Origin of the sequence: Kribbella yunnanensis (assembly GCF_039529655.1) — a bacterium.
Classification (GTDB): Bacteria; Actinomycetota; Actinomycetes; order Propionibacteriales; family Kribbellaceae; genus Kribbella; species Kribbella yunnanensis.
This window is the reverse complement of the sequence record NZ_BAAANF010000006.1, coordinates 1-15811: the sequence shown is the minus strand read 5'-3', so window position 1 is coordinate 15811 and position 15811 is coordinate 1. Positions and strand designations below refer to the sequence as shown.

At 67.6% G+C, this 15811-nt stretch carries 10 protein-coding genes; 4 read left to right on the top strand and 6 right to left on the bottom strand.

Annotation, left to right across the window (positions count from 1 at the left end; genetic code table 11):
• Positions 1–20 precede the first annotated feature (20 nt).
• On the top strand, positions 21–3536 hold the full coding sequence (locus ABD231_RS09635; RefSeq protein WP_344148351.1) for a S8 family serine peptidase: 3516 nt from the start codon (positions 21–23) through the stop codon (positions 3534–3536).
• A gap of 44 nt (positions 3537–3580) precedes the next feature.
• Here ABD231_RS09635 and ABD231_RS09630 read toward each other — a convergent pair whose 3' ends face one another.
• The 5 genes from ABD231_RS09630 to ABD231_RS09610 are packed head-to-tail and all read right to left on the bottom strand — an operon-like array spanning position 3581 to position 9828.
• The gene (locus ABD231_RS09630; RefSeq protein ID WP_344148348.1) at positions 3581–5323 is read right to left on the bottom strand and encodes a glycoside hydrolase family 35 protein; all 1743 of its coding nucleotides are present in this window, start codon (positions 5321–5323) and stop codon (positions 3581–3583) included.
• A 9-nt stretch (positions 5324–5332) separates the two neighbouring features.
• Positions 5333–6679 (bottom strand): ABC transporter substrate-binding protein, encoded by a 1347-nt coding sequence (locus ABD231_RS09625; RefSeq protein WP_344148345.1) that lies wholly within the window; start codon positions 6677–6679, stop codon positions 5333–5335.
• 38 nt (positions 6680–6717) lie between these two features.
• On the bottom strand, positions 6718–8109 hold the full coding sequence (locus ABD231_RS09620; protein ID WP_344148342.1) for a ricin-type beta-trefoil lectin domain protein: 1392 nt from the start codon (positions 8107–8109) through the stop codon (positions 6718–6720).
• A 10-nt stretch (positions 8110–8119) separates the two neighbouring features.
• Positions 8120–8926 (bottom strand): carbohydrate ABC transporter permease, encoded by an 807-nt coding sequence (locus ABD231_RS09615; RefSeq protein ID WP_425554165.1) that lies wholly within the window; start codon positions 8924–8926, stop codon positions 8120–8122.
• 29 nt (positions 8927–8955) lie between these two features.
• Positions 8956–9828: a carbohydrate ABC transporter permease gene (locus ABD231_RS09610; protein ID WP_344148336.1), complete on the bottom strand. Its 873-nt coding sequence runs from the start codon at positions 9826–9828 to the stop codon at positions 8956–8958.
• A gap of 111 nt (positions 9829–9939) precedes the next feature.
• Here ABD231_RS09610 and ABD231_RS09605 point away from each other — a divergent pair, with 111 nt between their 5' ends.
• Positions 9940–10950: a LacI family DNA-binding transcriptional regulator gene (locus ABD231_RS09605; protein ID WP_344148333.1), complete on the top strand. Its 1011-nt coding sequence runs from the start codon at positions 9940–9942 to the stop codon at positions 10948–10950.
• Between the two features lie 3 nt (positions 10951–10953).
• Here the strand turns inward: ABD231_RS09605 and ABD231_RS09600 are convergent, their stop codons facing one another.
• A complete protein-coding gene (locus ABD231_RS09600; protein ID WP_344148330.1) occupies positions 10954–11583 on the bottom strand; it encodes a DUF1961 family protein in 630 nt (209 codons plus the stop codon).
• Positions 11584–11681: 98 nt separating this feature from the next.
• Here ABD231_RS09600 and ABD231_RS09595 point away from each other — a divergent pair, with 98 nt between their 5' ends.
• Together ABD231_RS09595 and ABD231_RS09590 are read left to right on the top strand one after the other, a co-directional pair.
• Positions 11682–13481, top strand: coding sequence for a heparinase II/III family protein (locus tag ABD231_RS09595; protein WP_344148327.1), 1800 nt, complete (start codon positions 11682–11684; stop codon positions 13479–13481).
• Positions 13481–15343 (top strand): DUF2264 domain-containing protein, encoded by a 1863-nt coding sequence (locus tag ABD231_RS09590; protein ID WP_344148324.1) that lies wholly within the window; start codon positions 13481–13483, stop codon positions 15341–15343. The genes ABD231_RS09595 and ABD231_RS09590 overlap by 1 nt, the downstream gene beginning before the upstream one ends.
• The last annotated feature ends 468 nt before the right edge of the window (positions 15344–15811 follow it).

The following is a 15811-nucleotide window of genomic DNA, read 5'->3' as shown; positions in this document are numbered from 1 at the left end:
GGTCTTCGTCCTGTGGGGGCATGAGACGACGACGATTGGTGGTCGGGGCCTTGGCTGCCCTGCTCGGGGTCGGGGTGCTGGTGTACCAGCTGCCTGGCCAGCCGGCGGATGCCGCCGCGGCCCAGCCGGCCGGAGCCGAGCAGGTAGTGACCTTGGTGACCGGGGACAAGGTGGCGGTCCGGCCTGACGGTAAGACCTGGCAGGTTCGGGTCGAGCCGCGGGCTGGACGGCGGACCGGGTTTCTCCAGAACGTCGGCCCTGGGGGAGTGACGGTGATCCCGGCTGATGTGGCGCAGCTGGTTCGGGACGGCAAGTTGGATCGTGCGCTCTTCGACGTGACCGGGCTGATCGCGCGGGGCCTGGCGGACGGGAAGAGTCCGACGCTTCCGTTGCTGGTGCAGACCGATGGACGCCGGTCGGCCGGGACACTCGGCCGGATGACCCGGCAGCTCGCGAAGGGGAACTTGGCGGCCGTTTCGGCGCCGAAGGGTAAGGCGTTGAAGCAGTTGCCGGCCGGAATCAAGCGGGTCTGGTTGAACGGGCGCGCTAAGCCCACGTTGGACGTTAGCGTTCCGCAGGTCGGCGCACCGGCCGCGTGGCAGGCCGGACACAGTGGCAAGGGCGCGAAGCTCGCCGTACTGGACACCGGGTACGACGCCGCGCATCCGGACCTGCAGGGTGCAGTTGCCGCGAGCAAGGACTTCACCGGCGAGGGGATTCAGGACGAGGTCGGTCACGGGACGCATGTCGCGTCGATCGCGACCGGACGCGGTACGGCGTCGAAGGGCAAGTACACCGGGGTTGCCAAGGACGCCGGGCTGCTGATCGGCAAGGTCTGCACCTGGGAAGGCTGCCCGTGGGACGCGATCATCGCCGGGATGCAGTGGGCCGCGGACAGTGGCGCCAAGGTGGTCAACCTGAGTCTTGGCGGCGACGCATCTGACGGGACCGACCTGCTCTCGACGGAACTGAACAGGATCTCGGCGGCCACCGGCGCCCTCTTCGTGGTCGCGGCCGGTAACGCAGGTCCTGGCGGTCGGGTGTCGAGTCCGGCCGCGGCCGATCGTGCTCTCGCGGTGGGCAGTGTCACCAAGCAGGACGAGTTGAGCGAGTTCTCGTCGGTTGGCCCGCGGGCCGGCGACTACGGGCTCAAGCCGGATATCGCCGCACCGGGATCGGACATCGTGGCTGCCCGGGCGAAGGGCACGCTCGATGACGACGCGGTCGATGAGAACTACGCGCGGCTGTCCGGTACGTCGATGGCCGCGCCGCACGTGACTGGGGCTGCCGCGATTCTCGCCGCGCAGCACGCGGAGTGGACGGGCGAGCGGCTCAAGGCCGTCCTGATGAGCAGTGCGCAGCCGCTGGACGGCATCTCGGTCTTCGCTCAAGGTGCCGGTCGCCTCGACGTGGCCCGGGCTGATCGGCAGCAGGTCGTGACTGATGCGGCGGCGTTGCAGTTCGGTCGGCTGGTCTGGCCGCATGCGGATCGCGAACCCATTGCACGCAAGGTGATTTTCCGGAACCTCGGTACGACGGCGGTCACGCTGGCCACGAAGCTCGACGTACCGGATGCACCCGCTGGGTTCGCCAAGGTCGATGCCGCCACCCTCACGGTGCCGGCCGGTGGGCAGGCCGTGGCGACCGTGACCATCGACCCGAAGCTGGGGCGGCTGGGCACGTTCGAGGGGCGGCTCGTTGCACGCTCGGCTGACGGCAGCGTGGTGGTGCAGACGCCGTTCGGTGTGCACAAGGAAGAGGAGTCGTTCGACTTCGAGCTGAAGGTCATCGATCGCAACGGTGCGGTGCTTCCGGCGACCGGCTCGAGTGCGACCGCTCGCATCCTCAATCTGGATCGCCCGGAGATCGACCTCTTCCCGGTCGAGCCTGGCGAGAAGCTGCGGCTGCCCAAGGGCCGCTACCAGGTCGGTGCCTACGTCTACACGGCGAATGCCGGGTATGCGCTTCCGTCGGTGACGGCGTACGCGCAGCCGGAGCTCAGCCTCGACAGCGATCGAGTACTCACCATCGACGCCCGGCCCGGGAAGCCGGTACGTCACCGTGTCGATCGACCGGGTCGGACCAACGGCACCTTTGCGATGGTGACGACGACTGCGGCGGGTCGGAGCACCCTCTCGTCCTGGTTCGCCGACCGCTCCTTCGCGGTGCCGACGGCGGGATCGTCGGCGGACCTCGGTTTCCTGGACGGCTCGTCGACCGAGGCCGATGAGGTCGTGATCACCGACCAGCGCGGTACGACGATGCCGGTGGACTGGGCCTCCGGGGACGACACGCGGTTCATCGGGAGCCGCAAGCTTCGGACGGTGAACGTCGGTCATGCCACCGAAGCCGATCTCGCTCAGGTCGAGGTCAAGGGCAAGCTCGCGATGTTCACGCTGGATGTGAACGAGGTTGGCGATTATGCCGCCCGGGTCCAGCGGTTGGCGGAGCTCGGCGCGGCGGCCACGCTCAACTACCTGACGGACGAAAACGCGTGGCCGGGTGACGAGCCGAGCATTCCCAGTGTCGTTGCCGATGGCCCCGGTATTCGCAGGCTGGTGGCGAACGCCGGTGCGTGGGCGACTCTGACCGGACGCCCGCAAAGCCCTTACCGGTATGACGTTCTGTTCGGTCACCGGGGCGGGATTCCGGCGGCGATGGACCGGCGGATCCGCGATCGCGACCTGATCACCGAGCAGACGGCGTACCACGGCAAACCGGGCGAGGTCGTGTCCGTGCTGCCGGTCGGGTCGGCAGGAGACCTGGGGCGGCTGGGAATCCAGTGGGCCGAGCGGATCACGCTGCCGTTGCAGCGCACCGTGCTGAGGTCAGCGGCTCCGATCACCTGGACGGACGAAATGCTCACCGACAACGCTCGCTATCGGAGTGACGTGCTGAATCGAGGCCCCGGCCGGATCAGCACCGCGTGGCTCGCGCCAGTCACCGGCCCGGCGCCGGCTGTCGAGGCGATCCGGGACGGTGACGGGTTGTCGATCCGGTTGCCGCTTGTCTCCGACGGCGCTGGTCACGCGGCGAGCGCGTCCAACGAGGGCTACGAAGGATCAACCACCCTCTGGCGAGGCGACCAGCAGATCGCTCATTCCGACCGGCCTGGCGATCCGTTGACGACCGAGGTCGCGGGGGAGCAGGCGACGTACCGTCTGGTTGCGACTGCCCGTCGTACGGGGCAACCGACCCAGGTGAGCGCCGAGTGGACCTTCCGCTCCGGCCGGACGGCGGCCGCGCAACCGGTGCCGTTGGTGACAGTCGGCCTGCAACCGCCCGTCCGCCTCGACAACACCGCGCCGGGTGGGCGAACCTTCCGGATCCCCGTCACGGCCCGGCAGTCGGCCACGGTCGTGTCGGTCGAATACTCGACCGACAACGGCAAGACGTGGACCAACGCCGTCCTCGCGAATGGCGTGGCCACGGTCAAGCATCCCGCCACAGGCTGGATCTCGCTGCGGTCGAGCGCCAAAGATGCTGATGGCAACAAGGTGGTGCAGACGACGCTAGCCGCCTACCAGGTGAGGTAGGACCCGGCAGCCCCCGAGCCCGCGCTGGGTTCGGGGGCCACCGTTCACAGATCCGTCGGGCCGAGATCCGGGTCGGGCGCGAACCGAGCCGTCGGGTCGGAGAGCGTGTCCAGCTCCAGTACGACGAGCTCGTTGGTGCCGGCTCGTAGGGCGGGGCCGGGGATGTAGAGGGTGTGTTGTGGGCCGCGGCGCCAGTAGCGGCCGAGGCAGAAGCCGTTGATCCAGGCGAACCCCTTGCCCCAGGCATCCGTCCGGAGGAACAGATCCGTGGCTTCCGCAACGGCAAAGAACGCTCGGTAGGCAGTAGGTCCGACACCTGCCGCGGACGGCAGCGTGTCCTTCCAGAGCTCCGGTACGGCGTCGAGGTCGATCGCCAGCGTCTGCCAGGCGGACGGGGTGTGCGCCCCGACCTGAAGCGGCCCGATCAGCCCCTTCGGCTCACCGATCCGCGCACCGTAATTGACCCGACCCTGGTCCTCGACGATCAGGTCAAGTCGGCCACCGCGGGGGAGGGTGATCGCGCGGTCGTGATCCTCGCGGCTGAGCACCCCGACCGGATCGCCGTCCAGGAAGACGTGCGCGCGATCGCGAACCTCGCCGAGTGCGAGGACCGCCGGGCCGTCGACAGCGACCTGCGTGCGGTACAGAGCGAACTGCGCGTCGAGGTCGTCCAGCGTCGGAAGCTCGTCGTGCGCGCGCCAAGTACCCCAGTCGTCCGGCCGGTCCAGCAACCGGATCGGCTCGCCAAGTGTCGCGCTGAACTCCGCCACCGGCGGTTGCAGCTCAAAGTCAGGCAGCGGCGGCACAGGGGCATGCCGCGCGATGACCTCGCGGAAGGCGTGGAACTTCGCCGTCGGCCGGCCGGCCTCGTCGAGCGGGGCGTCGTAGTCGTACGACGTGATGGTCGGCCGGTAGACGCCCTTGTCGTTGGCGCCGTTGGTCAGGCCGAAGTTCGTCCCGCCGTGGACCATGTAGATGTTCACCGAGGCGCCCGCCGTCAGGAGTGCGTCCAGTTCGGCGGCCGCCTCGGTGGCGGAGGTGGTGTGGTGCGGTCCGCCCCAGTGGTCGAACCAGCCGTCCCAGAACTCCATACACATCAGCGGACCGGTCGGTTGATGGGTCCGCAGTGTCGACAGGCGCTCGACACTGCGTGATCCGAACGAACCGGTCCGCAGTACGCCGTCGATCCCGCCCGCGGTCAGCATCGCGTCCTCGGGCTGGTCGACGGTGACCAGTGGCACCGTGATGCCTTCGGCGCGGAACAGTTCGACCAACCACTTCAGGTACGTCGAATCGTTGCCGAAGGCCCCGTACTCGTTCTCCACCTGCAGGAGCAGGACCGGTCCGCCCTGATCCACCTGCAGAGGGCACACGATCCGCAGTACCTCGCTCAGGTACTCGCCCACCGCGGCGAGGTACTGCGGCTCGTACCGGCGCACCCCCACTCCTGGCTGCCGGAACAGCCAGGCGGGGAGGCCGCCGTTGTCCCACTCGGCGCAGATGTACGGGCCGGGCCGGACGATCGCATGCAGACCCGCTTCGGCGACCCGGCGCAGGAACAGCTCGAGATCGAGCATCCCGGTGGTGTCGAAGACACCGCGCCGGGGTGAGTGCGCGTTCCACGGGACGTAGGTCTCGATGGTGTTGAGACCCATCAGCCGCGCCTTCTCGATCCGGTCCGCCCACTGGTCCGGATGGATCCGGAAGTAGTGCAGCGCACCGGACAGAATGCGGAACGGCTTCCCGTCGAGCAGGAACTCCGACTCACCGATTGCGAAGTCTGACATTTTTTCCTTTCAGCCGTTGACCTGGAAGCCTTGCTGATTGCCGTAAGCAACCAACGCGTCTTGCCACGCCTTCAATCCGTCATCCAAACTGCTCTTCGCTTGGTAGGACTTGCCGACAGTGTCACCGTAGATGCTGTTCCCGTAGAGCTGGAACGGCAGGTAGCTCCACCCGGGTGCCACCGTGCTCGCGGCTCCCGTAAGCACCTGGTTGATCTGCTGCCCACCGAAGTACGCGCTCTTCTTGTCCACGAAGTCCGGCGCCTTCAGATCGGCCGTGGTGGCCGGGAAGCCGCCGCTGGCCAGGAAGGTCTTGACACCGTCACCGTGGTTCAGCCACCGAACGAAGCCCGCCGCGAGGGCCGGGTTCGCGCTCTGCTTGAGGACCGCCTGCGTGCTGCCGCCGTTCTCGGCCGTGACCGGCTGACCGTCGTACGTCGGCATCGGGGCGACCCGCCACTTGCCGGCACCGGCCTTCACCGAGGACTCCATCACACCGGGCATCCAGGCGCCGGTCGGCAGCGTGGCGATGGTGCCGTCACCGAGTGCCTTGAACCATGCGTCGGACCAGCCGGGAATGCTGGACACGAGTCCACCCTGGACGAGCTGGTTCCACTCGGCGGTCCACTTCTTGGCGCCGTCGTCGGCAAGGTTGATCGTGACGTTCTTGCCGTTCGTGGTGAACGGCTTGCCACCGGCCTGCCAGATCATGCTGGTCGTGAAGCCCGCGTCACCGCTGTCGTTGGTGATGAACTTCTTCGGGTCGGCCTGGTGCAGCTTCTTCGCCGCGGCGACGTACTCGTCCCAGGTCTTCGGCACGGTCAGGCCGTACTTGTCGAAGACCTCCTTGTTGTAGAACAAGGCCATCGGGCCGGAGTCCTGCGGCAGTCCGAAGAGTCCGTCACCGGCGTGTACGGCGGTCCAGGTCGACGGCGTGTACGCCGACTGGAACTGGTCGAACCCGTACTGCCGCAGATCCACCAGCGAGCCGGGCAGCGCGAACTGCGGCAGCGCCTGGTACTCGATCTGCGCGACATCGGGAGCACCCGAGCCGGCCTTGATCGTGTTCTGCAGCTTGGTGTAGTGGTCGTTGCCGGTTCCGGCGTTGACGTAGTTCACCTTGACGTTCGGGTACGCCTTCTGGAACGCGTCCACCTGCGCCTGGGCGGACGGCGTCCAGCTCCAGTAGGTGATGGTGCCGCCCTTTTGCAGCGCCTCGTCGACGGCCGCGGGCGAGCCCTTGGCGCTGTCGCCGCCTCCGGTGCCGGAGTCCTTGCTCGATCCGCAGGCGACCAGAACCAGCGACATCGCTGCGATCATCGCGCCGGCGGCCACCAATTTGCGGGTGGTTGACTTCATGGCCATCTCTTTCACTGTGTGCACAGCCCTTTCACTGTTTACGCTCGCGCCCACTGCTGGTTCGGCTGGCCCGTGCAGGCCTTCAGCTGAACCGGCGAACCGTTCGCTGTTCCGGCGGCCTGCAGGCAGAGCGCCGGGTTGTTGATGCTGGAGATCGACTTGTCGTCGTTGAGTTGCCAGGTCTGGTTGATGGCACCCGTGCAGTCGGTGATGACGACCGAGCTGTCGGCGCCCGGCGTCACACACTTGTCGGCGTACACGGTGAGCTGCTTCTCGGCGGTCAGATTGAAGCTCTGGTTGCCGCCGCCATTGCAGTCCCACAGGTCGAGCGCCGTACCGTTGGTGGTCGAGAAACCCGGTACGTCGACGCAGCGGTTGCTCTCGACTCCGCGCAGCGGCTCACCGGGCGGGGCCGGCGGCAACGTGTTGACCGGCTCCTTCTTGAGCAGACCCCAACCCCACTGCAGCTGGGCCAGGCCGCTGGCGCTGTTGACCTTCAGATCGCGTTCGCTGACCTGAGTGGTCATCGAGTACGAGTCGCCGTTGCGCAGACCGGGCCAGTACACGATGCCCATCCGCTGTGCTCGGGCCGTCTCGGTCAGGGCTCCCAGGTACGCCGTGGAGGTGTTCCCCTCGTGATTGCCGTAGTTCAGGCCGATCGTCATCGGGGAACCGGCCTCGTCGATGATCGTGCGCCAGCCGTACTCGCCGATCCGCGGCCGCAGGTTCGCGAGCCAGGCAGCCTCGGTGGTGTCGGACGCCCAGAAGCCGTAGAAGTGCAGCGACAGCAGCGTGCCCTTCAGCTCGGGCGCAGCGCCGACCGCGGTGACGTTGTCGTTGTAGCCGGTACCGGAGATGACCAGGCGTCCGCGGGGCACGTCCGAGTGCCGGTCGGCCCAGGACGAGGCGAGCGAGATCCAGTCCGGCGCCGAGTAGCCGAACGGTTCGTTCATCGGCTCGAAGTAGACCTTCGGATTCTTCCGGTACGCCTTGAAGACCGTGTCCCACATCGCGGTGAAGGCGGCGGTGTCGTCGACCCGGCCGTCCTTGGCGTTGTCGGCCTCCCAGTAGCTCAGGATGACCTTGAAGCCCTGGTCGGTCGCCGCATCGATCGCGGCGCGGTAGGACGACCACCAGTTCGTCCCGACGCTGGACGGGTTGATCGGCAGCCGGATGGTGTTCGCGCGCAGCTCGTTGCGGAACTCGGTGAGGATGCCGGTCGACTTCCGGTACGTCGTCCAGTAGCTGTCCGCCGTACTGAGTCCCGACGGGACGACCTCGTCGTCGGCGTAGTTGTCGCGCGGGTCGGCCCAGTTCACGCCACGGAAGTCCGCGGTGTTGGGCTTGGGCGGCGTTGCGGCCGCGGGAACCGTGAGGGTGGCGGCGACGGTGGCGAGGGCCACGGCCGCCCGCCAGAGGGTGGATTTCATCGGACTCCTATCACTTGATACTCCCGGCACTCAGGCCGGATTGCCAGAAGCGCTGGAGCAGCAGGAACGCCACGACGAGTGGCACGATGGTCAGCAGCGAGCCGGTGATGACCAGGTTGTAGATCGGGTTGGCGCCGACTCCGGTGGCCTGGTTGTTCCACTGGGTCAGACCGACCGTGAGCGGGTAGAGGCTCGGTTTGCTGAGCATGATCAGCGGCAGGAAGTAGTTGTTCCAGGTCGCCACCACCGCGAACAGCAACACCGTCACCACACCAGGCGCGAGCAGTCGCAAGGCCACGGTGGCGAAGATCCGTACTTCGCCCGCACCGTCGATGCGGGCCGCTTCCAGCAGCTCGACCGGGATCGCCTCGGAGGCGTAGACCCACATCAGATACAGGCCGAACGGGCTGATCAGGGACGGGATGATGATCGCCCACACGGTGTTGGTCAGACCGAGCTTGGAAAACAGCAGGAACGTCGGTACGGCGAGCGCCGTACCGGGGATCGCGATCGCACCGAGCAGTACGGCGAAGACCGCGCGTCGCCCGGCGAACTTGTACTTCGCCAGTCCGTAGCCGGCCGCGGTCGCGAGCAACGTGGCCCCGCCGGCCCCGACGACGACGTACAGCAGGGTGTTGCCCAGCCAGCGCAGGAAGATGCCGTTGTTGTAGGTCAGCGTCTGCTTGATGTTGGCGAACAGCGCGAAGCTGTCGCCGAACCACAGACCGGGGGTGGACAGCAGGTCGTCCTGGGTCTTGGTTGCGCTGATCACCAGCCAGAGCAACGGGACGAGGGTGTAGATGAGGTACAGGACCATCAATCCGGTCAGGACCCGCGATGACTTCTTCACAGTGCCTCCCGGGATCCGCGGAGCTGGACGACGTACGCGATGATCGCCGTCAGGACGCCCATCACGATCGCCACCGTGGCGGAGTAGTTGAACTGCTGGCCGGCGAACGAGAGGTTGTAGGCGTACATGTTGGGCGTGTAGTACGTCGTGATCACGTTCGGCGCGAGGGTGCGCAGGATGTTCGGTTCGTTGAAGAGCTGGAAGCTGCCGATGATCGAGAAGATGGTGGCGATCACGATCGCTCCGCGGAGCGCGGGCAACTTGATCGCTCGCACGGTCCGGATCGCGCCGGCGCCGTCGATCGCGGCCGCCTCGTACAACTCACCGGGGATCGTGCGCAGCGCCGAGTAGAAGATCAGCATGTTGTAGCCGACGAACTCCCAGGTGACGATGTTGGCGATCGACGGCAGCATCCAGGAACCGCTCAGCGGCTGGATCACGGTGGTTCCGAACAGGTCGTTCAGATCCGCGGCCAGGCCGAAGGTGTCGCCGTACAGGAAGCCCCACATCAGGACGGCGACCACGCCCGGTACGGCGTACGGCAGGAAGATGACGATCCGGAAGAAGCCCGCGCCGCGCAGCCGGGCGCTGTCGATCGCCAGCGCGGCGAGCAGCGCCAGGACGAGCATCACCGGGACCTGCACGACCAGGAACACCAGCACCCGGCCGGCCGACTCCCAGAACTTCGGGTCCCGCAGCACCTCGGTGTAGTTGTCCAGGCCGACGAACACCGTGCCGCCGAAGAACGCCTGGTCCCGGTACAGGCTCAGATACACCGCGTATCCGATCGGGGCGAGAAACGTGAGTGCGAAGACGGCCAGGAACGGGCCGACGAAGACCCAGCCTTTCGCCTCTTGCCGCCGCGACATCGCGTCGACCTCCTGATGATTGTTGACGTTAACACCGACGGCGGGGACGCTAGCTTGTTAACGTCAACATGTCTAGAGTGTGGCTTTCAGCAGGCGGACGGAGGGGTGGAAATGCGCAGGCGAGGACCCTCGATCGCCGACGTGGCGCGGCTGGCCGGTGTCTCCGGACAGACCGTGTCCCGGGTCGCCAACGACCGGCCGAACGTCGACACCGCCACCCGCGACCGGGTGCTGGCCGCCATGCGCGAGGTCGGTTACCGGCCGAACAGCGCCGCTCGCGCGCTGCGCAACGGCCAGTTCCGCAACATCGGGGTGATCGTCTTCGAACTGTCCAGCTTCGGGAACACCCGCACGTTCAACGCCGTCGGTCAGGCCGCCACCGCGGCCGGCTACGCGATCAACCTGATCCCGCTGCTCGACGCCGACCAGGGCAAGGTGACCGGCGCGTTCACCCGGCTGCAGGAGCAGGCGGTCGACGGCATCATCATCCTGATCGAAGCCCACCAGCTCGACGAGGCCGAGATCCATCTGCCCGAGGGTCTGCCGGTCGTGGTGGTCGACTCCAGCGCGCACTACGACTACCCGATCGTCGACACCGACCAGGCGCAGGGGGCCCGGATCGCGACCGAACACCTGCTGGACCTGGGGCACGAGACCGTCTGGCACCTTGGCGGGCCACCCACCTCCTTCGCGGCAACCCGTCGCCGCCGTTCGTGGGAGGAGACTCTGGCCGCGCGTGGGTGTCCGGTCCCGCCGCTGCTAGTCGGTGACTGGTCGGCTGCCTCCGGGTACGCCGTCGGTCGCCAACTGGCCGCGGATCCGGCGGTCACGGCCGTCTTCGCCGCGAACGACGAGATGGCGCTCGGCCTGCTCCGCGCCCTGCACGAAGAAGGCCGTGACGTTCCCGGCGACGTCAGCGTGGTCGGCTTCGACGATCAGGAATCCTCCGCCCAGTTCTGGCCGCCGCTCACCACTATCCGGCAGTTCTTCCCTGAGGTCGGGCGGCGAGCGGTCGAGGCGTTGATCGCCGAGCTCGGGGTCGAGGAGCACCACCATCGCCCGGTCAGCGTTCCGACCGAACTCGTCATCCGAGCCAGCACTGCGCCACCACGGGCAGGGTGACGCTCAGGCGTGGGTCACGCGCAAGTTCGCGTACTCGCCGATCATCGGGGCCATCTGGCGCAGGCCGAGTTTGCCGCCGGTCAGCGGATGGTCGTCGTACCACTCGAAGCTCACGAGGTCGTTGACGGCGAACGTGATCAGCCCGCGGCGTACCGACAGCTTCATCCGGTACGGGCCCTGCGCGTCAGCGACCGACGGCAGGGGGTCGGGGCCCTGGGCAACGAGCTGGAAGCCGTGGCTCTTGCGCAGGTTGCAGGTGTGGAAGGCGCGCTCGTCCGGCCAGCGGCGGCGGAAATAGGAGACGTGGTAGGTGTCGAGGTCGCCGTGGTGGTACTGCTCGTACGGCCCGGTGCGCGGCGCCAGGTCGAACAGGTCCTCGCCGTTGCGGCCTGCCGCGTGGAAGAACAAGATGCACAGGCCCGGCTCGCGAATCGGCCAGAAGTCCCACTCCACCACGATGTCGGCCGGGAAGTTCTCCGGGCACCAGAGGACGACGTTCGCATCCTGGCCGTCGTCCGGCGACCGCGTGCTCTCCAGCCGCAGCCGGCCCATCGGGAACGAGACAGCGCCGTCGCCCTCGAGCCGGAAGCCGGCCAGATCGTCGGCCGTCGCCAGCGGGTTGTTGTACAGCACCCGCGGCAGCCTACGTCACCTGGTTCCGAGTCAGAGCGGGTCTGTTCGAGTGTGATCGGTTGGTAGTCGGTGCGCTCGGCGCACGAGAGCATGGCCGGATGACCATTGCTCGGCGCTGGCAAGCGCTGGATCCGGCGGTCCGGGCTGAGGCTCTGGAGTCTGCGCGCGTGCGGAGCGGTGTCCCGGACATCGACCGGCGCGAGGTGTGGGCATCGCGTGCGTCGGTGGCAGTTGTCGACCGCGCTGCGGCGAATCGCTCCCGGCCGTGGCCGCACACGTTGCTGTCGGACTTCGCGCGCTATTGGCGTGACGGCGTACGGACGGCGTACGAAGGGCCGGTGGGGGAGCGGCTGCGGCGGACGAGTGCAGCGGTGCAGGCTGCTGTGCTGACTGCGGATCAGCTGTACGTCGACGAGGCCGCCGACGGACTGTTGTTGCTGTGTGAGCAGACGACGTGGTGCTGGGCGGCGCATGAGTCGTTCGCGACGGCTCGGGGAGAGGTCGTGGCGGATCCCGGTACGCCGTACCTCGATCTGGGGGCCGCGGAGACGGTGGAGGTGCTGGCGTGGGCTGATCTCGTGCTCGGGTCGGCGTTGGATGCGCGCGTGCCGGGTCTGCGTCGGCGGCTGCGGGACGAAGCCGATCGGCGAGTACTGCGACCGTTCCTCGAGGACCGACGTTGGCACTGGCTCGGGCTCGACGGTCACCTGCACAACTGGAACCCGTGGATCCACGGGCATGTCCTGGCCGCGGCACTGTTCCTGGAGGACGACCCGGTACGGCGGGGGCAGGTGGTGGACCTGGTTGTCGACGGGCTTGACCGGTATCTGCGCGCGCTTCCGGCCGACGGTGGTTGCGACGAGGGTTACGCGTACTGGTGGAACGGGCCGGCGCGGTTGGCGTCTGCGCTGGAGTTGCTCGACCGGATCACGCTGGGTGCGCTGGATCCTTGGTCTGTTGAGCCGTTGCCGGAGCTCGCCCGGTATCCGCAGCGGATGGCGTTGGGTGACGGCTGGTACGTGAACGTCGGTGACGGCCCGGCCCGGCCGAACCCTTCGCAACCGTGGGATGTCCTGCACCGCTGGGGGCGCCGGATTGGCGATCGGGAGGTGATGGCGCAGGCGGCCGCCCACCGCGATCAGTCGGGTGCCGTCGTTGGTCTCGGCCGAGCCTTGGTCGCATTGGTCGACGACGAGTGGTTGCAGGCGACCGTCGTACCGCTGCCGTTGCCTCGTTCCAGTTGGCTGCCTGAGGTGCAGTTGCTGGTGACTCGGCAGGAGGGTGGTTCCACCGCGGGGTGGACGTTGGCCGTCAAGGGTGGGCACAACGACGAGAACCACAACCACAATGACGTGGGCTCGTTCATCGCCGCGCTTGACGCGGTTCCGGTGCTGATCGATCTGGGGCAGCCGACGTACACCGCGATCTCGTTCTCGGATCGCCGGTACGAGCAGTGGGTGGTCCGGAGTGAATGGCACAACGTGCCGATCGTCGATGGCCGCGAACAGGAGGCTGGTTCGCGATGGCGAGCGGGAGACTTCGTCGTACAGGGCAATGGCGTCGACGTTGATCTGTCGGATGCTTATCCCAGCGGGAATCTTCGCCGGGTGGTGACATTGGATCGGTGCGTCCGGGTTGTTGACACCTGGGCTGCGGGGAGCGAGGTCGTCGAACACTTCGTGATTGCCGGACAGCCGGTCGCGCACGAGCCTGGCCGCCTCGTGGTCAAGACGCTCGGTGGCAGCATTGCCGAACTGCGGTGGGACGCGGGTCTCGGTACCGGGGAGCTGTCGCGGCGTGTTGTTGACGATGAGTTGCTGCAGGGGGTGTGGGGTTCTGCCGTCCATCGTCTGATCCTTGCGGCAGGCAACAATCGATTCGAACTGACGGTGACCTGATGACGGATGCTCGCTTCACTGGACTGACCCGCGACTCCTGGTCCGCGGTCGCCGATCAGCTGCTGCTGTCGTTGCGCGGGTGGGCCTCGCCCGATCATGCGCGGATCGACCTGCCTGGACAGCAGAGTGCGTACGGGCCAGACAGTGATTCGCTGGAGGCCTTCGCGCGATCCTTCCTGCTGGCGGCGATCCGGCTGAAGGGGGAGGACGGCAAGGATCCGCACGACCTCGCGGGGTGGTACGCCGAGGGTCTGCGTGCTGGCACAGGTCCGCAGGGGTGGCCGCGGCCCGACCAGCTTGGCCAGGCCAAGGTGGAGGCCTGCTCGATCGCGCTCGGGTTGCACCTGAGCCGGCCGTGGTTGTGGGACCGCCTCGACGACCGCGATCGTGCGCAGATCGTCGCCTGGCTGGCGACCGTGGTCGGCGAGCAGTATCCGCCGATCAACTGGGTCTGGTTCCAGATCGTCGTGGAGACGTTCCTGAAGTCGGTCGGTGGCCCCTGGTCCCGCGACGACATCGAGAGCGGTCTCGCCGTGCACGAGTCCTTGTATCGCGGTCACGGCTGGTACGCCGACGGTCCGGAGCGCGCGTTCGACCACTACAACGGCTGGGCGCTGCACGTCTATCCGTTGCTCTGGGCATCGATGGATCCCGGGCTCAGCGACGTCAAGCTGCAGGACGCGTGGCGGGACCGGTTGTCGGAGTTCCTCGACTCGACGGTGCACCTGATCGGCGGGAACGGTTCGCCGCTGGTCCAGGGCCGCAGCCTGACCTACCGCTTCGCCGCCGCGGCACCGCTGTGGATGGGCGCGATCACCGGAGCCACCGAGCTCGCACCCGGTGTCCTGCGCCGGGCGAGTTCGGGAATCCTCAAACACTTCCTCGATCACGACGTCCCCGACGAGCGCGGGTTGCTCACGCTCGGCTGGTACGGCGAATGGCCGGCGATCGCGCAGTCGTACTCCGGCCCGGGCTCGCCGTACTGGGCGGTGAAAGGGATGCTCGGCCTGATGCTCCCGGCCGACCATCCGGTGTGGACCGCGGCCGAGAAACCCTTACCTGTCGAGGATTCGGACTTCACTCGCGAGATCGCGGAGCCGGGTTGGCTGGTCAGCGGAACGCGGTCCGACGGGATCGTCCGGGTCGTCAATCACGGCACCGACCACTCGAACCCCGGCGACGAGCGCGCCGACTCACCGCTGTACGCCCGCCTCGGCTACTCGACCCACACCATGCCACCACTCAGTACGCCGTACTGGGCGCAGCCGCTCGAGAACAGCGTCACTATCGTGCACCCGGAACTCGGCCTCGCCCACCGCAACGGCTTCACCACCGTCGCCCCTAGGTCGTCGATCAGCGAGCTGCACTGGGTCCGAACCACCGACGACCAAGGCCCCGAACACGGCTCAGGACGCGGCGGAGCGGTCATGCCCGGGCCTGTTGTCGCGATGACGTCCGCCCTTCACGGCAGCCACGAAGTACGTGCAGCCCGCATCGACCCGAACGCCGATCTGGGCCTCGACTGGCAGATCGAATTCTCCGGCTGGCCCCTCACGTCCGACCTCATCACCGTCGCCTCGCGAGCCGAAGTCCGCGCCAACAACCTGGTCTCCACCATCAAGCCCTACACCGGCTTCGACTCGACCGGCATCCGCCGTACCGAGGACTCCCAGCCGCTCGGCAACCGCACCGCAACCCCGTACCTACGAGCCCCCGCCACTCCCGGAAACCTCTACGTAGCAGTCATCTCCCTCTCCGGCCCGACCCCCGAACCCGAACCCCGAATCCACCTGACCGCCACCCACCTCCACCTCACCTGGTCCGACAACACCCAAACCACCCACCCCCTCCCGACCCCCTGACCCAGCCAACCCCCGCGCGGCACGGTGGCTTCGCTCGCGCGCGACCGAACTCGGCCGGACTGGCTGCAGCGGACCTACACCAAGCACCCGCGGCCGCCCCGAACCGACCCCCAGACGGGTTGCCCCTCGAGCTAGGGGGTTACCCGTCGAGATTCTCAGGGGGCAACCCCCTCTCTCACGGGGCATCCCCTCGGATGGGGGTTGCCCGTCGAGGTGGGGCCCCCAAAGTCGGTTGGTTAGGCGGTTCGGGGTGGTGTCAAGGGCGGTGCTGTACGGCGCCGCTGGGGAGCCCTACCCCACCGAATCGGCGGGTAGCGCTCCCCAGCCGTGTGGAAAGGGGGTGCTGGTCTCCCCAAACCGGTTTGGGGAGGACGCCGGCCGGCGCGAACTGGTTTGGGGCGGATGCCGGCCGGTGTCGAACTGGTGTGGGGTGGATATCGGCCGTATTCGGGGGCCGGATCCTCCCCG